At 66.3% G+C, this 19,714-nt stretch carries 20 protein-coding genes; 14 read left to right on the top strand and 6 right to left on the bottom strand.

Translation table 11 applies throughout. The features are described 5' to 3' along the window. Positions 1-9 precede the first annotated feature (9 nt). From rpmH to dapE, 8 genes are all read left to right on the top strand, one after another. Complete coding sequence (gene rpmH / locus EV283_RS08500) at positions 10-144, top strand: 50S ribosomal protein L34 (RefSeq protein ID WP_031393806.1); 135 nt, start codon at positions 10-12, stop codon at positions 142-144. Between the two features lie 56 nt (positions 145-200). Next, entirely contained in the window at positions 201-524 is a 324-nt protein-coding gene (gene rnpA / locus EV283_RS08495; RefSeq protein WP_242615871.1) for a ribonuclease P protein component, read from the top strand. A gap of 193 nt (positions 525-717) precedes the next feature. Next, the gene (gene yidD / locus EV283_RS08490; protein ID WP_093399430.1) at positions 718-966 is read left to right on the top strand and encodes a membrane protein insertion efficiency factor YidD; all 249 of its coding nucleotides are present in this window, start codon (positions 718-720) and stop codon (positions 964-966) included. Beyond that, a complete protein-coding gene (yidC, locus tag EV283_RS08485) occupies positions 963-2,669 on the top strand; it encodes a membrane protein insertase YidC (protein WP_130324412.1) in 1,707 nt (568 codons plus the stop codon). The genes yidD and yidC overlap by 4 nt, the downstream gene beginning before the upstream one ends. A gap of 26 nt (positions 2,670-2,695) precedes the next feature. Then, complete coding sequence (yihA, locus tag EV283_RS08480; RefSeq protein WP_130325057.1) at positions 2,696-3,346, top strand: ribosome biogenesis GTP-binding protein YihA/YsxC; 651 nt, start codon at positions 2,696-2,698, stop codon at positions 3,344-3,346. A 101-nt stretch (positions 3,347-3,447) separates the two neighbouring features. Then, entirely contained in the window at positions 3,448-4,875 is a 1,428-nt protein-coding gene (locus EV283_RS08475; protein ID WP_242615870.1) for a S41 family peptidase, read from the top strand. A 74-nt stretch (positions 4,876-4,949) separates the two neighbouring features. Continuing rightward, complete coding sequence (locus EV283_RS08470) at positions 4,950-5,621, top strand: glutathione S-transferase (protein ID WP_130324410.1); 672 nt, start codon at positions 4,950-4,952, stop codon at positions 5,619-5,621. 13 nt (positions 5,622-5,634) lie between these two features. Beyond that, entirely contained in the window at positions 5,635-6,756 is a 1,122-nt protein-coding gene (gene dapE / locus EV283_RS08465) for a succinyl-diaminopimelate desuccinylase (protein WP_130324408.1), read from the top strand. Positions 6,757-6,773: 17 nt separating this feature from the next. Here the strand turns inward: dapE and EV283_RS08460 are convergent, their stop codons facing one another. The 3 genes from EV283_RS08460 to EV283_RS08450 all read right to left on the bottom strand — a co-directional run bounded on the left by EV283_RS08460 (position 6,774) and on the right by EV283_RS08450 (position 9,398). After that, positions 6,774-7,403, bottom strand: coding sequence for a Smr/MutS family protein (locus EV283_RS08460; RefSeq protein ID WP_165391725.1), 630 nt, complete (start codon positions 7,401-7,403; stop codon positions 6,774-6,776). After that, entirely contained in the window at positions 7,378-8,520 is a 1,143-nt protein-coding gene (locus EV283_RS08455; RefSeq protein WP_207223089.1) for a murein transglycosylase A, read from the bottom strand. The genes EV283_RS08460 and EV283_RS08455 overlap by 26 nt, the downstream gene beginning before the upstream one ends. A gap of 233 nt (positions 8,521-8,753) precedes the next feature. Further along, positions 8,754-9,398 carry a Tim44/TimA family putative adaptor protein gene (locus EV283_RS08450; RefSeq protein ID WP_130324406.1) on the bottom strand — a complete coding sequence of 215 codons (645 nt, stop codon included), beginning with the start codon at positions 9,396-9,398 and terminating at the stop codon, positions 8,754-8,756. A gap of 167 nt (positions 9,399-9,565) precedes the next feature. On the opposite strand from EV283_RS08450, the gene secB reads away from it, so the two are divergent. From secB to trpS, 3 genes are read left to right on the top strand one after another with little or no spacing between them, the layout of a single operon-like run. After that, positions 9,566-10,090, top strand: a complete 525-nt coding sequence (gene secB / locus EV283_RS08445) for a protein-export chaperone SecB (RefSeq protein ID WP_107957269.1) — start codon at positions 9,566-9,568, stop codon at positions 10,088-10,090. 26 nt (positions 10,091-10,116) lie between these two features. Next, positions 10,117-11,682, top strand: coding sequence for a murein biosynthesis integral membrane protein MurJ (gene murJ / locus EV283_RS08440; RefSeq protein ID WP_130324404.1), 1,566 nt, complete (start codon positions 10,117-10,119; stop codon positions 11,680-11,682). Between the two features lie 8 nt (positions 11,683-11,690). After that, the gene (gene trpS, locus EV283_RS08435) at positions 11,691-12,698 is read left to right on the top strand and encodes a tryptophan--tRNA ligase (protein WP_130324402.1); all 1,008 of its coding nucleotides are present in this window, start codon (positions 11,691-11,693) and stop codon (positions 12,696-12,698) included. A 155-nt stretch (positions 12,699-12,853) separates the two neighbouring features. On the opposite strand, the gene dnaA is transcribed toward trpS, so the two are convergent. From dnaA to mutM, 3 genes are all read right to left on the bottom strand, one after another. After that, positions 12,854-14,338 (bottom strand): chromosomal replication initiator protein DnaA, encoded by a 1,485-nt coding sequence (gene dnaA / locus EV283_RS08430; protein WP_107957589.1) that lies wholly within the window; start codon positions 14,336-14,338, stop codon positions 12,854-12,856. 445 nt (positions 14,339-14,783) lie between these two features. Then, positions 14,784-15,047, bottom strand: coding sequence for a 30S ribosomal protein S20 (rpsT, locus tag EV283_RS08425; protein ID WP_031394736.1), 264 nt, complete (start codon positions 15,045-15,047; stop codon positions 14,784-14,786). Positions 15,048-15,141: 94 nt separating this feature from the next. Beyond that, the gene (gene mutM, locus EV283_RS08420; RefSeq protein ID WP_130324400.1) at positions 15,142-15,957 is read right to left on the bottom strand and encodes a bifunctional DNA-formamidopyrimidine glycosylase/DNA-(apurinic or apyrimidinic site) lyase; all 816 of its coding nucleotides are present in this window, start codon (positions 15,955-15,957) and stop codon (positions 15,142-15,144) included. Between the two features lie 56 nt (positions 15,958-16,013). On the opposite strand from mutM, the gene EV283_RS08415 reads away from it, so the two are divergent. The 3 genes from EV283_RS08415 (at position 16,014) to EV283_RS08405 (ending at position 19,711) form a co-directional block, all read left to right on the top strand. Beyond that, entirely contained in the window at positions 16,014-16,763 is a 750-nt protein-coding gene (locus EV283_RS08415) for a class I SAM-dependent methyltransferase (protein ID WP_056419881.1), read from the top strand. Between the two features lie 265 nt (positions 16,764-17,028). Then, complete coding sequence (gene ubiB / locus EV283_RS08410; protein WP_130324398.1) at positions 17,029-18,561, top strand: 2-polyprenylphenol 6-hydroxylase; 1,533 nt, start codon at positions 17,029-17,031, stop codon at positions 18,559-18,561. 61 nt (positions 18,562-18,622) lie between these two features. Continuing rightward, positions 18,623-19,711 carry a DUF2079 domain-containing protein gene (locus EV283_RS08405; RefSeq protein ID WP_242615869.1) on the top strand — a complete coding sequence of 363 codons (1,089 nt, stop codon included), beginning with the start codon at positions 18,623-18,625 and terminating at the stop codon, positions 19,709-19,711. Positions 19,712-19,714: the final 3 nt, after the last annotated feature.

The following is a 19,714-nucleotide window of genomic DNA, read 5'->3' as shown; positions in this document are numbered from 1 at the left end:
GAATGACCAATGAAGCGGACCTTTCAGCCGAGCAACCTGGTACGCGCACGCCGTCACGGCTTCCGCGCACGGATGGCGACGGTCGGCGGCCGGGCAGTGATCCATGCACGCCGCGCGCGCGGTCGCAAGAAGCTGTCGGCCTAACCATACTCGACAAACGCCGCGATTTTCTCGCGGCGAATGCGGGGAAGCGTGCACCGATGCCGGGATTCGTCCTGCTCATGCGCCCCCGCGATGACGGTGACGACACGATGCGAATCGGCTTCACCGTCACCAAGAAGATCGGCAACGCCGTCGTCCGGAACCGCATGAAACGGCGGTTGCGGGCGCTGGCGCGTGAGCTGTTGGCGGAACGCGGCGTTGCGGGGGCTGATCATGTGCTGATCGGGCGCAGCGGCGGGGTCGAGCGCGATTACGCGCTGTTGCGGACCGAGCTGGGCAAGGCATTCCGGAAGGTAACGCCGCAAGCCGCCCCCGACACCACCCCGGCGAAGGCCGGGGCCCAGGTGGAAAAGCGGTCGTAATGACGCGCTGCCGTCCGTTAGCAACGTCTCCCAACTGGACCCTGGCCTCCGCCGGGGTGGTGCTAGGGTATGAGCGGCGTGGTGCCCACGGGGCCACCTCCCCCCGCGTCTTGTTCTCCCGCGAAGGCGGGAGCCCAGTCTGGATCCCCGCCTTCGCGGGGACACAATGGGGGGCACGAACGCCCGCGCTGACATGCTAGCCCGCCTCCTCATCCTGCTCGCGCGCGGCTGGCAACTTGGCCCTTCGCTCGTCCTGCCGTCGAGCTGTCGCTACGATCCTTCGTGTTCCGCCTATGCAATCGAGGCCGTTGGGCGCTATGGCGCGCTCAAGGGGGGCTGGTTGGCGGCAAAGCGTATCGCACGCTGCCATCCGTGGGGCGGGTATGGACCCGACCCAGTCCCAGAGCTGAAGCCTGAGAAATTGAAAGACGCCGCCCTGTGAAAGACGACAAGCAGAATTTCGTGCTGTTCGCGGTGATCGCGGCGCTGATCCTGTTCGGATGGCCGCTGATCCAGGGCAAGTTCTTCCCGACCGCGAATCCGCCGGTCACCCGGATCGAGGACGGCAAGTCCAAGCCGGTCGCGAACCCCGCCGCCGATCCGGCCGCCGATGGCGCCGCTGCCGTGCGCAATCGCGCCGCGGTGATCGCCGAGACGCCGCGCCTGCGTATCGAGACGCCACGCGTGTCGGGTTCGATCAACCTGAAGGGTGCGCGGATCGACGATCTCGTGCTCAAGGGTTATGACGAGACGGTCGCGAAGAACTCGCCGCCGATCCGGCTGCTGTCGCCCGCGGGCGCACCCGACGCCTATTTCGCGAGCTTCGGCTGGCGTGCGCAGGGCCTGACCCCGCCCGCCGCCGACGCCGTCTGGACACCCACTGGCGCCACCACGCTGACGCCAACGACGCCGGTCACGCTCGACGCGACCAACGCCACCGGTCAGCGCTTCCGTATCCAGATTGCGGTCGATGGCGATTACATGTTCACGGTCCGCCAGACCGTCCTGAACGCAGGCACCGCGCCCGTTCCCGTCGCGACCTATGGCTTGGTCAACCGGGTCGGTATCTCGAAGGATCCGTCGTCGATGACGATCCATGTCGGGCCGATGTCGGTCGACAATGGCGGCGCGCATTACCGTCCAAACTACAAGGACATCGACGAGGCCGCGCAGAAGTTCACGACGACCGGTGGCTGGCTCGGCTTTACCGACAAATACTGGCTGACCGCGATCATCCCCGACCAAGGCCAGACGTTCGACGGCCAGTTCCGCGCCGGCGCGAACAAGGCATACCAGGCCGATTACGCGCTCCAGCCCAAGCAGATCGCACCGGGCCAGGCGATCACGCAGGTCTCGCGCTTCTTCGCGGGCGCCAAGGAAGTCCGCCTGCTCGATCGCTACACCGACCAGCAGGGCGTGGCGAAGCTCGACTATGCGATCGACTGGGGCTGGTTCCGGATCGTCGAGAAGCCGATCTTCTATTATCTCGACTGGCTGTTCCGCATGATCGGCAACTTCGGCGTTGCGATCATCCTGCTGACGGTGACGATCCGCGGGCTGCTGTTCCCGATCGCGCAGCGCCAGTTCAAGTCGATGGCGGCGATGCGCGCCGTCCAGCCGAAGATGAAGGCGCTCCAGGCCAAGCACAAGGACGACAAGGTCCGCCTGCAGCAGGAGACGATGGCGCTGTACAAGGCCGAGGGCGTCAATCCGCTCGCCGGCTGCGCCCCGACGCTGCTCCAGATCCCGATCATGTACGCGCTGTACAAGGTGCTGATGCTGACGATCGAGATGCGTCACCAGCCGTTCGTCGCGTGGATCAAGGATCTGTCCGCGCCCGATCCGCTGACGCCGCTCAACCTGTTCGGCCTCCTCGCCTTCACGCCGCCGCACTTCATCGCAATCGGTGTCGTGCCGATCATTCTGGGCATCAGCATGTACTTCCAGTTCAAGCTGAACCCGACGCCGATGGACGACACGCAGAAGCAGGTCTTTGCGCTGCTGCCATGGGTGCTGATGTTCGTGATGGCGCCGTTCGCGGTCGGCCTCCAGGTTTACTGGATCACGTCGAACTGCCTGACCATCCTCCAGCAGAAATTGCTCTACGCCCGGCATCCGGGCCTGAAAGTTCCGGTGACCAAGTGAACGACGTTCCCAATCTCGGCCCGGATCTGGAGCAGACGGACGCGCCGTTTACCGCAGAGCAGCTCGAACATGCGCGCAAGCTGTTTGCTGGGCATGTCGGCTTCCTGAAGTCGGCGCCGACGCTCGAATTCCTGCCCGACGCGACGGTGCCGGAGGTGGCGTTTGCCGGCCGCTCGAACGTCGGCAAGTCGTCGCTGCTCAACGCGCTGACGGGCCGCAACTCGATGGCGCGTACGTCGAACACGCCGGGGCGTACGCAGGAGCTGAACTTCTTCGACGTCGGCGCGCCGCTCGCGTTCCGCCTCGTCGACATGCCCGGCTATGGCTTTGCCAAGGCGCCGAAGGATGTCGTCAAGAAATGGCGCTTCCTGATCAACGACTTCCTGCGCGGGCGTGACGTGTTGAAGCGCGCGCTTGTGCTGATCGATTCGCGCCACGGCATCAAGGATGTCGACCGCGAAATCCTCGAAATGCTCGACAAGGCCGCGGTCAGCTATCGCATGGTCCTGACCAAGGCGGACAAGATCAAGGCGTCCGAGCTGGTCGAGGTCACCGAGCGTACCGCGCTCGAGGCCCGCAAGCGCCCGGCCGCGCATCCCGACATCCTCGTCACGTCGAGCGAATACGGCATGGGTATCCCCGAACTGCGCGCCGCAGTGGTCGAAGCGGTCAGCTGAGACGGCACTCGCACCAATTGCAACGAGATCGGTTCGACCTGTTTTTAGCACCTGACACGGTCCGTCAAACTTCGTAGCTTCCCGCAAAAGGGGAGTGAGTAATGCGTAAGCGTACAGGGGCGATTCTGGCGATGGCCGCCATGCTGTCGGGCTGCGGGGGCAGCGACAGCGGCAATATCTCGACGGGCGGCAGCACGCCGTCGCCGACTCCGACTGCGTCGACGCGCTGTTCGCTGCGTGAGCGTCAGGACTGGGCCGCATCGCAGTTGCGTGAATGGTATCTGTTCCCCGATACGTTGCCCGCCACGCTCAGCCCCGCCGCCTACTCGACGGTCGACGACTATATCGACGCGTTGACCGCCACCGCGCGATCGCAGCGCAAGGACCGGTTCTTCACCTATCTGACCTCGATCAAGGCAGAAGACGCCTATTATGCTTCCGGCTCGAGCGCGGGCTTCGGGCTGCGGTTCGCGCTCGACCAGAGCGGCCGCCGGCTGTTCGCGGCGGAGGCGTTCGAAGGCGCGCCCGGGCTTGCTGCCGGGATCGATCGCGGTACGGAGATTGTCGCGATCGGCACGACGTCGACCAACCTGCGCACCGTCAGCGCGATCATCGCCGCCGAGGGGACGGCCGGACTGACCAATGCGCTCGGCCCCGATACGGTCGGCACTGCGCGTGTGATGCAGGTCAGCGACGCGGCAGGCACGCGGACCGTCACCGTGACCAAGGCCGATTTCTCGCTGCTGCCCGTATCGACGCGCTACGGCGCCAAGATCATCCAGGATGGCGGGCAGAGCGTCGGTTACATCAACCTGCGGACGTTCATCAGGACCGCCGAACCCGCGCTGAAAACCGCCTTTGCCGATTTCCGCGCGAAGGGCGTGACGCGGGTCATCATCGATCTGCGCTACAATGGCGGCGGTCTGATCGAGACCGCGGAATATCTGGGCGACCTGCTCGGCGGGGCGCGATCGACCTCCGAAGTCTTCGACTATGTGACGTTCCGCACCGAAAAGGCGTCGAACAACACGACCCGGTTCTTCGCGCCAAAGGCCGAATCGATCGCGCCAACGCGTATCGCGTTCATCGGCACCGGCGGCACCGCATCGGCGAGCGAACTCGTGATCAACGCGTTCACGCCGTACCTGCACACCAATGCCGGGCTGATCGGCACCAACACCTATGGCAAGCCCGTCGGCCAGATCGCGCTCGACAAGGAAGCATGCGACGATCGCCTGCGCGTGGTGGCGCTGGCGACGCAGAATGCGGCGCGCAACGGCAATTACTATGACGGGCTGGCGAGCACCGTCGAGGCGTCGTGCCAGGCATCGGACGAGATCGCCTACCAGCTTGGCGATCCGCTCGAATCGTCGACACGACAGGCGCTCAACTTCCTGGCCGGGCGAAGCTGCACGCCGATCACGGGCGATGCGAGCGCGCGTTCGCTACGCACGTCGACCGCGCGGCAGGACCTGCTGATCCCGGATCGTCCGGGCACCGCGCAGCGCGACGTGCCGGGTCTGTTCTGACCCGTGCACGCCGTGCAGCGGAGATATGAGCGGGGCGATTGCCTCTTGTCGCCCGCTCGCCTAGCACCGCGCGCATGAAACTGATCATCGGCAACAAGGCCTATTCCTCCTGGTCGCTGCGCGGCTGGCTCGCGTGCAAGCAGTCGGGGCTGCCGTTCGAGGAGGTGGTCGTGCCGATGTACGACGCCGACTGGGAAAAGCGCCGGTCGGGCGACGAGTTCGCGCCGTCGTCGGGCAAGGTGCCGATCCTGTGGGACGACGACGCGGTCGTGTGGGACAGCCTTGCGATCGTCGACTACCTCGCCGACAAGGTCGGGCGCGATCGCTTCTGGCCAGAGGACAATGCCGCGCGCGCAATGGCGCGGTCGATGGCGGCGGAGATGCATTCGAGCTTCCAGGCGCTGCGCCGCAAGCACAGCATGAACGTGCGCCAGGTGTTCCAGGCCAGCACGCCCGACGACGACGTGCTCGTGGAATTGCAGCGAATCATGGAATTATGGGCACAGGCGCGCGCGCGCTTTGGCGGCGGCGGTGATTTCTTGTTCGGACAATTCGGTGCCGCAGACATCATGTTCGCGCCGGTCGTCACGCGGATCGTCACCTATCAGCTGCCGATCGCGCGCTTTGCCGCGGGCTATATGCAGGCGATGTTCGAACATCCCTTCATGCAGGACTGGATCGCGTCCGCACAGGAAGAGGAATGGGTGCTCGAGCAGTATGAGCAGCCGGTAGCGACACCCGCTTGATCGAGACCGCCGCGTGATCAACCCCGTCCACCTGACCCAGGCGCTGTTGCGCGCGGACAGCGTCACGCCCGCGCGCGGCACGGTGTTCGACGTGCTTGAAGCCGCGCTTGTACCGATCGGCTTCGCGGTCGACCGGTTCGTGGTCGGCGAGGCACCGGACGGCCCGGTCGAGAATCTGCTCGCCACACGCGGTGACGGCCCACGCCACCTCGCATTTGCCGGGCATGTCGACGTCGTGCCGCCCGGCGAGGGCTGGACCGGATCGCCCTGGTCCGGCGAGATCCGCGGCGGATTGTTGTATGGACGCGGTGCGGTCGACATGAAGGGCGCGGTCGCAGCCTTCGTCGCCGCCGCCAGCCGGAGCGATGCCGACAAGGGCACGCTCTCGCTGATCATCACCGGCGACGAGGAGGGCCCGGCGACCTACGGTACCGTCGCGTTGATGGAGCGGATGGCGGCGCGCGGGATCGTCCCCGAGCTGTGCCTTGTCGGCGAACCGACCTCGACCGAACGGCTCGGCGACATGGTGAAGATCGGGCGGCGCGGCTCGGTCAACATCTGGATCGACGTGCCGGGGCGGCAGGGGCATGTAGCCTACCCGCATCTGACGGACAACCCGATCCCGCGACTGATCGCGATCCTCGCCGAGATCGAGACCGTCGTGCTCGACGAAGGGACCGACTGGTTCCAGCCGTCGAATATCGAGGTTACCGACATCACGGTCGGCAACCCCGCGCACAACGTCATACCGGCGCAGGCGTCGGCGAGGCTCAGCATCCGGTTCAACGATCGCCATCGCGGCGGCGACCTGATCGCGCGGATCCGCGCGATCGCCGAACGGCTAGCGCCGGGTGCGGTGGTCAGGGGCAAGGTCTCGGGCGAGGCGTTCCTGACCGAGCCGGGCGCGTTTTCGACATTGCTGTCGGAGGCAATCCTCGCGGCGACCGGGATCACGCCGGCGCTCTCGACCACCGGTGGCACCTCCGACGCGCGGTTCCTGTCGAAGCTATGCCCGGTGGTCGAGTTCGGACTGATCAACGCAACGATGCACAAAGTCGACGAAGCGGTCGCTGTCGAGGATCTGCGGACGCTGACGGACATCTATGCGAACGTGATCGCCAAGGCGCTGCGCTAGCGTCGTTTGGCCGCGCGCTATTCCCGCCCGCGGCGCAGGACGATGTACAAGGCCCCCTGCCCGCCATGCCGCGGATGCGCGCCGCGGACGGCCGCGATCGAATCCGCGTGACGCGATCCCGCGAGCCAGTCCGTCACCGCCGAGCGGATCGCCCCGCGGGCATGCGGGCGTTCGCTCTCGGGTCGCGGCGGCTTGCCCGTCACCAGCAGCAGCACGCGATCACCGCGCGCGATCGCCCGGCCGAGCCCGACATCGAGCATCGCATGCGCCGACGCCAGCGTATGCCCGTGCAGATCGATCGAACTGTCGGGGATCACCGCACCGCGTGTCAGCTTCTTGTCCCAGCCGCCGTCGAGCGTGTTCGCGGTGATCGGCCTCGCGACCGGTCGCGACGCGACAACCGGCTTCGCACCGGGTCGGCTGGCGAACGTCTTCACGACGGTCCTGACGAGCGGCTTGACCCGGCCCATCGGCGCGGGCGGCGGCGGGATGATTTTCCCGTTGGGCCCGATCAGAGGCTTTGGCGGTGGCGGCAATGGCGGCGCGCGCTCGGGGATACGAACCGCAACGGCGCGCATCGGCCGGACGCTCGCCATCACGCGCGCCCAAAGCTGCGCCTCGTCAGGGTTGAGGGGTCGGCCCGCCATCTTGCGCCCCATTCGCTAGACCGTTGAACCGCTGGCCGTTGAGCCGCTGCACCGTGCCGATCGGCAGCAGCAGCAACGCGGTGCCGCGCCCCGCCATGCCGCCTGCGGTGGACTCCGCCGCAGGACCTGCACCCCAGAACGTATCGAAGCGGTTGCTGCCCTTGATCGCGCCGCCGGTATCCTGCGCGACCCACATCCCGCTTGCGTCCTGCCGGTCGAGCGACAGGTAGACGGGCGCGCCGAGCGGCACGAACTTGACGTCGGCCGCAGCGCTCACCTGACCCGTCACGGGCAGGCCGAGCGCGCCCAGCGGTGCGCCCTCCAACTCGCGGAAAAACACGAAGCTCTTATTCTCGCGCATGATCGCCTGCCCTTCGGCGGGATGCGCGTGCAACCACGCGACGATCCCCTGCATCGAGGTCTGCCCGGGCTGCAGCAACCCGCGCGACTTCATCAGCGCGCCGATGCCGGTATAATCGCGGCCGTTCTGCGTCGCATAACCGATCCGCAGGATCTCGCCGTCGGGCAGACGCAGCCGCCCCGATCCCTGAATCTGGAGGAAGAACAGCTCGACCGGATCGCGCGCCCAGGCGAGGATCGGCGCACGGCCGTCTATCGCGCCCTGCTCGATCGCGGTTCGATCATAATAGGGCACCAGATTGCTACGATCGACTCGACCGCGGACCTTTTTGCCCTTCAAGCTGGTCGAGAATGCGCCGAGATCGACATCGATCAGGTCGTTCGGCCGGCCGTAGATCGGCGCATAGCCGTCCCGACGCTCGAGCGACCCTGCGATCTCGGGTTCGTAATAGCCGGTCGCGAACGCCTTGCCGTCGCCGACCTGCGCCGCCTCGAACCACTGGTTGAAGAAGACGCGCGCGCCGCCGCGGGGGACCGAAGCCGCCGCGGTACAGGCGGGCTGCCAATCGGCGCCACGCGTGAGACCGGACGTATCGGTACGCCGGACCAGCGACGGGCAACTGGTCACGAAGGCAGACAGCGCCGACTGCGCCTGCGTCTCGTCGATCGGCAGGCTTGCGATCGATGGGCCTGCGACCACGCCCGCAGCGGCAGCGTTGACCGGCGCAGTCGGCGCAATCACCGGAACAGGGAGCATAGGCACCGCGCCGACGATCCGCGCGGGTATCTGGATTCCACGGATGTTGGGCGATGCACCAGTATCGCGCGAGGGATGAACACGTACCGGCTCTCGCGGCGCGTCGCTCGCTACTGGGCCGCCGCGATCAACGGGCGCAGGTCCCGAGCGTGGCGGCTCGACGCCGCCGACGCATGCGCTGACCAGCAGCGAGAGACCCAGGCCCCCGAGCGCGCGCCCCCTGAACTGCACGATCACGCCTCGTCGGTGTCGGCGAGCTTCCAGTTCGGATCGCTGCTCTTGAGCGTCCGTGCGAAGGTCCAGACGTCGTGCGTCTCGACCGCGTCGGTCAGCGATCCGGCCAGGACATTGCCCTCCCCGTCGCGCGTGACAGCCGCGATATCAGCATCGAAGCGTACCGTGATCCGCGCGTCGCGACCCGAAACGCTCGCATCCGAGATCACCGCGCGCTCGATCGAGACAAGACGATTGTCGAGCACTTCGCCTGCGGCGACGCGTGCCGCAATCGCCTCGGCAAAGGCGGCGCGAACGTCGTCCTCAGCGAGATAGCCGAGTTCGTCCTCGTCACCCTTCCAGAACGCCTCGAGCACCATGCGATAAGCGCCTTGCGCGCCCTCGAGAAACTGGTTGACGTCGAACCCGGATTCGGCGGCGACGATCGCGCGCAGGCCAGCTTCGGCGCGCGGCTCGATATTGCGGCTGACGACCTCGCGTGGCTCGGGCGTCGCATCGACCGTTCGCGGAACGGCGGCGATCGCGGGACGGTCCTCGGCCGTGCGTGGCAAGGGCTGTTCATGCCCTGTCCGCTTGCCGAGCACGCTATACAGTCGCATCGCCAAGAAGCCTGCAACCATCGCGAGAAGAACTACGTAAAACAACCGTGCCTCCGATCTTCGGGCTAACATAGGCCAAAGCTGCGCTTATTCAAACCCGGGCCCGTTGAAACGCCCGGTCGGCACTGCTACTCGCAGCCCCCTGACCGATATGAACGCGCAAGCGTGCCGCTTCGGTCCCTATTTCACGCTTCTTCGCAAGGACACGACGAATGGATGATCAGGACAATGGCGTGACCGCGCCCGACCAGATGGGTGACCAGCCGCTCGCGAACGGCGAGGACACGATCCCCGCCGCCGGACTGATCTCGCAATATGTCAAGGATCTGTCGTTCGAGAACCCGAACGCACCTGCGGTCTACCAGAACCAGACCCCGCCGGCGATCGACGTGCAGTTCAACATCGGCGCGGCGCAGGTCGGCGACGAGGTGCACGAGGTCGTGCTGAAGATCGACGTCCGCGCCGAGACCGAGGGCCAGGTCGCGTTCATCGTCGACCTGTCGTACGCGGGGCTGTTCGGGCTGCGTAACATTCCCGCCGAGCATGTCCAGCCGTTCCTGCTGGGCGAGGCGCCACGCCTGCTGTTCCCGTTCGCCCGCCGCGTGCTGTCGGATGCGGTGCGTGACGGTGGCTTCCCGCCGCTGCTGCTCGAGCCGATCGATTTCGGCCAGCTGTACCTGACCCAGTCGGAGCAGCAGGGCATCCAGCCCAACGTCGGCGATTTCGGCCAAGCCTGATCGACCGGGGGCGGAGCACACTCTAGATGAACCTGACCAAGGCGCTGGGATCGGTCGGCGGGCTGACGCTCGCCAGCCGTGTCCTGGGGTTGGTACGCGATTCACTGTTCGCGCGGTTCGTCGGTGCCGGGTTCGCGTCGGACGCGTTCCTGATCGCATTCCGCCTCCCCAACATGTTCCGCGCCCTCTTCGCCGAGGGCGCGTTTGCCGCCGCGTTCATTCCGATGTTCAACCGGAAAGTCGGCGACAAGAATGGCCGTGGCCTGACCGACGGCATCGCCTTTGCCGAGGACGCGTTGTCGGTACTGCTGCCGGTGCTGATCGGCATGACGGTGCTGCTCGAGATCGCGGCATGGCCCGTCACCTGGCTGCTGACCTTCGGGTTCAACGGGGCAAGCGCAGAGCGGTTCGACTATGTCGTCCACCTGTCGCGGATCACCCTGCCCTATCTGCTGCTGATCAGCCTTGTCTCGCTGCTTGGCGGCATCCTCAATTCGCTGCACAAATTCTGGATCAACGCCGCGGCGCCGATCCTGCTGAACGCGACGCTGATCGCCGCGCTGCTGCTGTTCCACGATCACCAGCCGCTGCTGACCGCGCGCAACCAGGCTATCGCGGTGACGGTGTCAGGCGCGCTACAGCTTGGCTGGTTGATCTGGGCCTGCCGTAAGTCGGGCGTCTCGCTCCGCCTCAAGCGCCCGCAGCTCAACCCCGACGTGAAGAAGCTGATGTCGCTGATCTGGCCCGCCGCCGCCGGCGCAGGCGCGGTGCAGATCAACCTCGTCGTCTCGACCGCACTCGCCGCCGCACTCCTCCCTGCGGGCTCGGTGTCGTACATTTATTTCGCCGACCGGCTGAACCAGTTGCCGCTCGGGCTGATCGGGATCGGTCTCGGCACTGTCCTGCTCCCCACCATCTCGCGCCAGCTCGGCCGTGGCGAGGAGGCGGAGGCGATGGCGACGCAGAATCGCGGCATGGAGCTCGCACTGTTCCTGACGCTGCCCGCTACGGTCGCGCTGATCGTCTGCGGCGTGCCGATCGTCGGCGCGCTGTTCCAGCATGGCAAGTTCGCGCTCGACGACAGCGTGCTGACCGCACAGGCGCTCGCCGCCTTCTCGATCGGGCTGCCGTCGTACATTCTCGTCAAGGTGCTGACGCCGGGCTATTATGCGCGCTCCGACACGAAGACGCCGGTGCGCTACGCAACGATGTCGATGGTCGTGAACCTCGTCCTCAACCTCGCCTTCATCAAGCCGTTGGGCCATATGGGCCCGCCGCTCGCCACCGCGATCGCGAGCACGGTCAACGTCGCGATGCTGTATCGCACGCTCGTCCGGCGCGGCCATTTCACGCCCGACGCGCGGCTGGTCCGGCGGACATGGCGGCTGGTGGTCGCAGCGCTCATCATGGGCGGCGTGATGTATTTCCTCAACGACCTGTTCCAGCCGTTCGTGACGGGCACCAGCGTCGAGCGCTGGGGGGCGATGCTGGTGCTGGTCGCAACCGGCGGCGTCGTCTATGCGATCGCGACATTGCTCACCGGCGCGTTCCGGCTGGGCGACATTTCCACGCTTCTGCGTCGTTCTAGATAGGTTTCACTATGCGCGTCGTCTCCGGCATCAAGCCCACCGGTAATCTCCATCTCGGCAATTACCTGGGGGCGGTGAAGCAGTGGGTGGCGCTGCAGGACGACATCGCGGCGCAGGGCGGGGAGTCGATGTTCTTCATCGCCGACCTGCACGCGCCGACCGAATGGATCGCCCCGGCGGAGTTGTCGTCGCACACGATCGAGGTCGCCGCGACGATGATCGCGGCGGGCATCGATCCGGCCAAGTCGATCCTGTTCAACCAGGCGCGCGTGCCCGCGCACAGCGAGATGGCGTGGCTGCTCAACACCGTCGCGCGCGTCGGTTGGCTGAACCGCATGACGCAGTTCAAGGACAAGGCGGGCAAGAACCGCGAGGGCGCAAGCGTCGGGCTGTACGATTACCCGGTGCTGATGGCCGCCGACGTGCTGCTCTACAGCGCGACTCATGTGCCCGTCGGCGAGGATCAGAAGCAGCATCTCGAACTCGCGCGCGACATCGCGACAAAGTTCAATGGCGATTACGGCGTCGACCTGTTCACGCTCCCCGCGCCGCTGATCAGCAAGGCCGCGCCGCGGATCATGTCGTTGCGCGATGCATCGGCAAAGATGTCGAAGTCGAACCCGTCCGAGCAGTCGGTGGTCAAGCTGATCGACAGCGACGACACCATCGCCGACAAGTTCCGCAAGGCGAAGACCGATCCCGACCTGTTGCCCGCGACCGCGGACGAGCTCGGCGACCGCGCCGAGGCACGCAACCTGCTGACGATCTATGCCGCGCTGGCGGATACCGACGTGGCGAGCGTGCTGGCCGAATATGGCGGCAAGGGGTTCGGTGCGTTCAAGCCGGCGCTCGCCGATCTGGCGGTCGCCAAGCTCGGGCCGATCCGGGACGAGATGGTGCGGCTGCTCGACGATCGCAGCGCGGTGACTGCGGTGTTGCAGGCAGGCGCCGAGAAGGCGCGCGCGCTGGCGGCGCCGGTGCTCAAGCAGACGCAGGACGCGATGGGATTGCAGGTCTGAGCTGAGACCGGGCGCGTGCCCTAACGCTAACGGGCGGCACGAATAAGCGCCGCCCCCACGTCCCGTCATCCTGACGAAAGTCAGGATCCAGGGTTACGATCGTTGCGGTTTGTGGCTCTGGATCCTGACTTTCGTCAGGATGACGGGGAAGAGCCTTAGCCTTCCAGCTCGCGCATCAGCACGCGCACCGCGGCGTCGATATCGCGGTCCGAATCGCGCAGTTCCTCGATCTTGCGCACCGCGTGGATCACGGTCGAGTGATCGCGCCCGCCGAATTTCCGCCCGATCTCGGGCAGCGAGCGAGTCGTCAGCCGCTTGGCCAGATACATCGCGATCTGCCGCGGCCGCGCGACAGCCCGTGCGCGCCGGGCCGAAATCAGATCGAGCGGCTTCAGCTCGAAATGCGCCGAGACCAGCTTCTGGATCTCGTCGATCGTCACGCGCTTCTGCGCCCCGCGCAAAACCTCGCCGAGCGTGGCGACCGCGAAGTCGAGATCGATCGTGTCGCCGGTCAGCTGCGCATAGGCGACGACTCGGTTGAGCGCGCCTTCGAGCTCGCGGATGTTCGCATGGATACGGCTGGCAAGCAGGTCGAGCACGTCGGTCGGCACGCGCATGTCGGGCAGGTCGACCAGCTTGCGGTCGAGGATCGTCCGGCGCAGCACGAGGTCGGGCGCCTTGATGTCCGCGACGAGCCCCACCGACATGCGGCTGACGATCCGCGCCTCGACGCCTTCCAATGCCTGCGGGCAGCGATCCGCGGAGATCACCAGCCGCTTGCCCGCCGCCATGATCTCGTTGACCGTGTGGAAGAATTCTTCCTGCGTCGCGTCCTTGCCAGCGATGAACTGGAGATCGTCGATCAGCAGCAGGTCGGCGCCGCGCAACCGCTGCTTGAACGCATGCGTGTCGCGCGCGCGCATCGACGCGACGAAGTCGTACATGAAGCGCTCGGCGGACATGCACAGCACGATCGCATGCGGGTTATGCTCGAGGAACGCGTGGCCGATCGCGTGCATGAGGTGGGTCTTGCCCTGCCCCGTGCCGCTGTGGAGGAACAGCGGGCTGAACCGGACGGGGCCGGGCTCGGCAAGCACCTTGGCCGCGTTGAACGCGACCTTGTTCGACGGATCGACGACGAATCGCGCAAAAGTGTAGCGCGGGTCGAGCGGCGGGCGCTCGGCAGGCGCGGCCATCACCACCGGCGCGGCGACGGGCACCGCAGGCGCGGGCTTGAGCGAGGGATCGACCCCGAACTTCATCACGACCTGAATGGGCTCGGCGACCGGCTCGGATGGCTTGGGCTTGAGGAGCTCGGGTTCGACGACCGGCGCCGCGACGGGCGCAGGCTCGATCGCCAGCACGACCGGCGCGCGCGCGGCAGCGCGAGTCTCGATCTGCACGGTACGCACGTTGGGCAGGATCTGCTTGAACTCGAGCACGAGTCGATCGGCGTAATGGTTGCGGACCCAGTTCGTCATGAACGCCGAGGGCAGCGCCAGGCGGATCGTGTCGCGATCCTCGCCCGGAATCAGCTCGATCGGCTTGAGCCACTGCTCAAACAAGCGCGCCCCCGCCGACTCCCGCAGGGACGTACGCACACGAGCCCAGGCCTTTTCGGCCTCGGTCGCGTGGGTCATCGTTCCTTGCCACTTCGTCACGCGCACACTTCTCCGACCCCGCGCGACACGCGCGCAGGTGATATAGTCCCGACAGAAAATGGTGCCCCGACGACCCAAAGGGTCACCCGGCATCTTCGCCCCGATTGTTGCTGCAGCGGTGGAAACCACCGTCGCTGTGGGATCCGTTATGAAGCGATCGGCGATCCGAGCAAGGCCCCGACGCGTCACATTTTCGAAATAAAGCGGGTTGACTTGATCAAGCCGCGGAAATGCGTCGATATTTTTATAAGTGGCTGTCTTTACGCATTTTTTGCGAATTTAGACTTGCCATGACGTAATCGTGCACCACTCGAATCGTGGGGAATCCTCGGGTTCTGCGAACTTATCCTATGTTCTGTTCGCAGACGCAAAAAACCCGCCGGAGAGACCCCGGCGGGTGATCCACGCAGCGATGGTGGATCGCTTAGGCGAGCCCGGTCACGGCCTTGGTCAGACGCGCGAACTTGCGGCTCGCGGTGTTCTTGTGCAGCACGCCCTTGGCGACGCCGCGCTGGAGCTCAGGCTGTGCCGCGGCCAGTGCGGTGGTCGCTGCGCCCTTGTCGCCCGAAGCAAGTGCTGCTTCGACCTTCTTGATGAAGGTACGGATACGGCCGACGCGGTTGCCGTTCACTTCCGCGCGACGGTCGTTGCGACGGATACGCTTTTTCGCCTGCGGCGTGTTCGCCATGAAGCCCTCTGGATGTTCGAATGAATAAAAAGGGGCGCCGGATTGCTCCTACGCCCTCTCGAAGCCGCGGCCCTAGCCACTTTGCGTCAGATCGTCAACCGCGTTGGCACGTCGGACACCAGAAGGTCGACCGTCCGCCTTCGGTCCGCCGCCTGACAATCGCGCCGCATTCGCACGGTTCGCCCTCGCGACCATAGACTCGCCACTGCTTGGAAAAATAGCCGAGTTCGCCGTCGGGCCTGACATAATCGCGCAGTGACGAGCCGCCCGCCAGGATCGCGGCGGTCAACACCGTGCGAATCGCTTCGACCAGACGTTCGAGTCGAACCACCGAGATTCGCCCCGCCGCCCGGGTCGGCGCGATCCTCGCCATGTGAAGCGCCTCGCACACATAGATATTGCCGAGCCCTGCGACGATTCGCTGATCGAGCAACATCGCCTTGATCGACGCGCCGCGCCCTTCGAGCGCCGCCAGTAGATACGCCGCGGTCAGATCGGGGCCGAGCGGCTCGGGGCCCATGCTGAGGAACGGGGGATAATGAGCAATGTCATCGGTCGCCCAGAGATCGAGAAAGCCGAATCGCCGCGGATCGTTGAGCGCGGCGACTCGACCCGCCTCGGTTCCGATCAGCAGGTGATCATGCGCGAGCAGCTCGCTTGGATCGACTCGCCAGCGCCCCGACATGCCGAGATGGAACACCAGGGTATCCCCGCGATCGGTATCGATCAGCCCGTATTTCGCACGGCGACCGAGCGCGGTGACGGTCGCCCCCGTCATCCGCTGGCGCAGGTCGACGGGGATCGCCTTGCGCAGGTCGGCGCGGCGCGGCTCGACCGAGGTCAGGCGCTGGCCCTTCAGCACGGGCTCCAACCCGCGCACGGTGGTTTCGACTTCTGGTAACTCTGGCACGCTTTGCAGCTAGGTTGCGTTTGCTCGCGCCACAAGGCGCGGCTAGAGCGCAGGCTATGAACGATATTGTGCCCGCGCCCCAAACCGTCTCCTTCGGCTATGAGGATATTCCCGCCACCGAGAAGACCGCCCGCGTCGGTGGCGTTTTCTCGAACGTTGCGGGCAAATATGATCTGATGAACGATGCGATGTCGGGTGGCATGCATCGGCTGTGGAAGGATCGCTTCGTGCGCCGCGTGAAACCGCGCGAGGGCGAGCAGATTCTCGACATGGCGGGCGGCACGGGCGACATCGCGTTCCGCATGGAACCGTCGGGCGCGTCGATCACGGTTGCCGATATCAACCCGCAGATGCTCGAAGTCGGCATGGAGCGTGCGCAGAAGCGCGGTCTCGACGGCTTGGTGTGGACCGAAGCGAATGCCGAGACGCTGAACTTCCCCGACCGGTTCTTCGACGCCTACACGATCGCGTTCGGGATCCGGAACGTGACCGACATCCCCAAGGCGCTGCGTGAGGCGCACCGCGTCCTGCGGCGTGGCGGGCGGTTCTACTGCCTCGAATTCTCGACGACGGTGTGGCCCGGTTTCGCCGAGGTGTACGACGCCTATTCGCACAAGATGGTCCCGAAGCTCGGGCAGTTGCTCGCGCAGGATGCGGACAGCTATCGCTATCTGATCGAGTCGATCCGCCGGTTCCCGGACATGCCCAAGTTCAAGGGCATGATCGCGGATGCGGGCTTCGTGCAGACCAAGGTTGAGCCCTTGCTCGGCGGCCTGGTCGCGATCCATTCGGGTTGGAAGATTTAGTGATCACGCGAAGGCGCGAAGACGCGAAGAGGGGTTCACGTGGAGACGCGGAGACGCGGAGAGTAAGCGCCGCTCCCGCGCAACAGCGCATTGCTCCCTCATCGCCGGTGATGAAAAGCCGCAGACGCGGCGAGGCGCACCCCCTCCGCGCCTCCGCGCCTCCGCGCGAACCCATTCTAACTTCTCTTCGCGCCCCGTCGGCGCAGCTCAGGACAGGCTTCGCGCCTTCGCGTGAACCAAGCTCTTTCTCCGGTGCGCCCAGCCTGTGACCGCGTCGACCACCCATATCTGGCGTCTCCTCAAATGGGGCCGCATCCTAGCCCGTCACGGCGCGCTGCGCGGGATCGAGCGCGATCCCAACACGCCGGCGCCCGTCCGTCGGCTCGCGCGGATCGCCCGGTTCGGCGCGCGCGTGCCGGCGGTGCCGCGCTATGCCGATGCGTTCCAGGCGATCGGCCCCGCCGCGATCAAGCTCGGCCAGACGCTCGCGACACGCCCCGATCTCGTCGGCGAGGCAGCGGCGCAGGACCTGCTCCGGTTGCAGGACCAACTCTCCCCCGTCCCCTACGCGACGATCGAAGCGGCGATGCTGGCAAGCTTCGGCAAGCCACTCGAGACGTTGTTCTCGCGCATCGAGCAGGTCCCGGTCGGCGCGGCGTCGATTGCGCAGGTTCACCGCGCGGTAACCACCGACGGCCGCCAGGTCGCGGTCAAGGTCCTCCGCCCCGGCGTCGAGGACGATTTCGCGCGCGCGATCGACACCTATAGCTGGGCGGCGGCACAGCTCGAGGCGCTAAGCCCCGAGGCAATGCGTCTTCGCCCGCGCCTCACGATCGAGACGTTCAAGCGCTGGACGCTGCGCGAACTCAACTTCCGCCGCGAAGCCGCCTCCGCGTCCGAGCTCGCCGAGGGCATGACCGCCGAGCCCGATTTCGTCATCCCCGCGATCGACTGGGCGCGCTCGACCGCCAAGGTGATGACGATCGAATGGATCGACGGCATCAAATTGTCGAACCGGCCGGCGCTCGTCGAGGCCGGCTACGACCTGCCGGGTCTTGCGCAGACGCTGGTTCGCGCGTTCCTGCGCCAGGCGATTGCCGACGGGTTCTTCCACGCCGACATGCACCAGGGAAACCTGTTCGCGCTGCCCGGCAACCGCATCGCCGCGATCGACTTCGGGATCATGGGCCGGATCGACCGGCGCGCGCGCGTCTGGCTCGCCGAGATCCTCTACGGCCTGATCACCGGCAATTATAAGCGCGTCGCCGAGATCCATTTCGAGGCGGGCTATGTGCCCGCGCATCACGACGTCGCCGAATTCGCCACCGCGCTCAGGGCTGTCGGCGAGCCGATGCGCGGGCTGCCGGTCAAGGACATGTCGATCGGGATGATGCTCGACAGCCTGTTCTCGATCACGCGCGATTTCGACATGGTGACTCAGCCACATCTGCTGCTGCTCCAGAAGACGATGGTGATGGTCGAAGGTGTCGCGACCAGCCTCGACCCCGACATCAATCTGTGGGAGGCGGCCGAGCCGTTCGTGCGCGACTGGATCCGCGGCGAACTCGGCCCCGAGGCGATGATCGCCGACCGGCTGATCGCCGATTTCCAGACGCTGACCCGGCTTCCCGAACTGGTCCGCCGGATCGAGGCGCATTACCCCGCCCCCGGTGGCGCCCCGCCGACGATGCCGCTGCGCGAGATCGAAGTGATCCGGATCGGCGGCGGCTGGCGCTACGGCCTCGTCGCGGTCCTCGCCGGGGTGGCGGGCGTCGCGGCGACGCAGCTCTTCAACTGACGCCATGAGGACACGTCGGGCTGCTCCGATATGGCTGCTCAGCCCGAGCCGGTTCGCTGGAATGCCACGCACGCAGGCGAGGATAGGCCTCGTTCTGTTCGTTATGCTGCTCGCCGCCTGCCTAACCGCGCTCGGCTCGCCGGGGCCACGGCCCAGTGCAGGGTCGGACGCGGCCCCCACTGTCGCTACAGCCGACGGCCCACCGCCGGGGCAAACCGACCTGCTCCTGTACCAGACAATCGTATCCGGGGTCGGTAGCGGCGCAAACTACTACACCGTCGCTGCCGAATCGCAGCGGATGGGGCATTATCCGCTGAAGCCCTTCTTCGCCGTCCGCCTGCCGACACTGGCGGTGATACAGGCCGCGTTGCCGCAGACGATCGTGAACCTGCTGCTCCTGCTCTTGTGCGTCGCCACGATCCTCGCCTGGGTGACGCGGCTCCGCCCCGAGACGACCGGATTGGTCGCACTCGGTATCGCTGGCCTGCTGGTGGTCGGCGGGCTCTACGTGAACCTCGATCCCAGTTTTGTGGTGTTCCACGAAGTCTGGGCCGGGCCACTGATCGCGCTGTCGCTCGCGTTGCGCCGTCCGGGTCACTGGCTGTCCGCGGTCGCGTTCGGATTGTCGGCGATGCTGATCCGCGAAACTGCTTTGTTGTACGTGGCGATCATGGCTGTCTTTGCTTGGAAGGATGGCGCGCGCCGCGAGACACTGGCCTGGCTGGGTGCGATCGTGATCTTCGCGGGGGTGCTGGCGGTCCACGCCCATGCCGTCGCGCTGGTCACCGGCCCGCTTGACCGCGTGTCGCCCGGCTGGAGCGGGCGCGAGGGCTTTGGCTTCTACGTGACGCTCGCGACAATCTCGTCCGGTCTCGACCTCCTGCCGCAGTGGCTCGCGTCGCTGGTGCTGGGAACGTCGCTGTTTGGCTGGCTTGCGTGGCGCGATGCCACGGCGAGCCGTGCGCTCGCGATGTTCGCCGGCTATGCCGCACTGATCGCGCTGCTCGCGCGCAGCGACAATTTCTATTGGGCGCTGATGACGACGCCGGTGCTGTTGGTCGGGGTCGTGTTCGCGGTCGACGGCCTGCGCGACATGATCGGGGCCGCGCGCGATACGCGGCGCATTACGGTGACGCGCGTAATCCGCTAGACG

Source organism: Sphingomonas sp. BK036 (assembly GCF_004216825.1).
In the GTDB taxonomy this organism is placed as follows: domain Bacteria; phylum Pseudomonadota; class Alphaproteobacteria; order Sphingomonadales; family Sphingomonadaceae; genus Sphingomonas.
Note: the sequence above shows the minus strand (reverse complement) of the source record. Positions and strands in the feature narration are given on the sequence as shown.

Bases quoted from the DNA above. Each gene is read 5' to 3' on its own strand.
- EV283_RS08455 (WP_207223089.1), bottom strand. From the start codon at position 8,520: ATGCTCCCTGTTCCGGTGATTGCGCCGACTGCGCCGGTCAACGCTGCC.
- EV283_RS08475 (WP_242615870.1), top strand. From the start codon at position 3,448: ATGCGTAAGCGTACAGGGGCGATTCTGGCGATGGCCGCCATGCTGTCG.
- EV283_RS08460 (WP_165391725.1), bottom strand. From the start codon at position 7,403: ATGGCGGGCCGACCCCTCAACCCTGACGAGGCGCAGCTTTGGGCGCGC.
- rnpA (WP_242615871.1), top strand. From the start codon at position 201: ATGCCGGGATTCGTCCTGCTCATGCGCCCCCGCGATGACGGTGACGAC.
- murJ (WP_130324404.1), top strand. From the start codon at position 10,117: ATGAACCTGACCAAGGCGCTGGGATCGGTCGGCGGGCTGACGCTCGCC.
- EV283_RS08405 (WP_242615869.1), top strand. From the start codon at position 18,623: ATGCCACGCACGCAGGCGAGGATAGGCCTCGTTCTGTTCGTTATGCTG.
- EV283_RS08470 (WP_130324410.1), top strand. From the start codon at position 4,950: ATGAAACTGATCATCGGCAACAAGGCCTATTCCTCCTGGTCGCTGCGC.
- dnaA (WP_107957589.1), bottom strand. From the start codon at position 14,338: ATGACCCACGCGACCGAGGCCGAAAAGGCCTGGGCTCGTGTGCGTACG.
- secB (WP_107957269.1), top strand. From the start codon at position 9,566: ATGGATGATCAGGACAATGGCGTGACCGCGCCCGACCAGATGGGTGAC.
- yidD (WP_093399430.1), top strand. From the start codon at position 718: ATGCTAGCCCGCCTCCTCATCCTGCTCGCGCGCGGCTGGCAACTTGGC.
- trpS (WP_130324402.1), top strand. From the start codon at position 11,691: ATGCGCGTCGTCTCCGGCATCAAGCCCACCGGTAATCTCCATCTCGGC.
- rpsT (WP_031394736.1), bottom strand. From the start codon at position 15,047: ATGGCGAACACGCCGCAGGCGAAAAAGCGTATCCGTCGCAACGACCGT.
- rpmH (WP_031393806.1), top strand. From the start codon at position 10: ATGAAGCGGACCTTTCAGCCGAGCAACCTGGTACGCGCACGCCGTCAC.
- EV283_RS08415 (WP_056419881.1), top strand. From the start codon at position 16,014: ATGAACGATATTGTGCCCGCGCCCCAAACCGTCTCCTTCGGCTATGAG.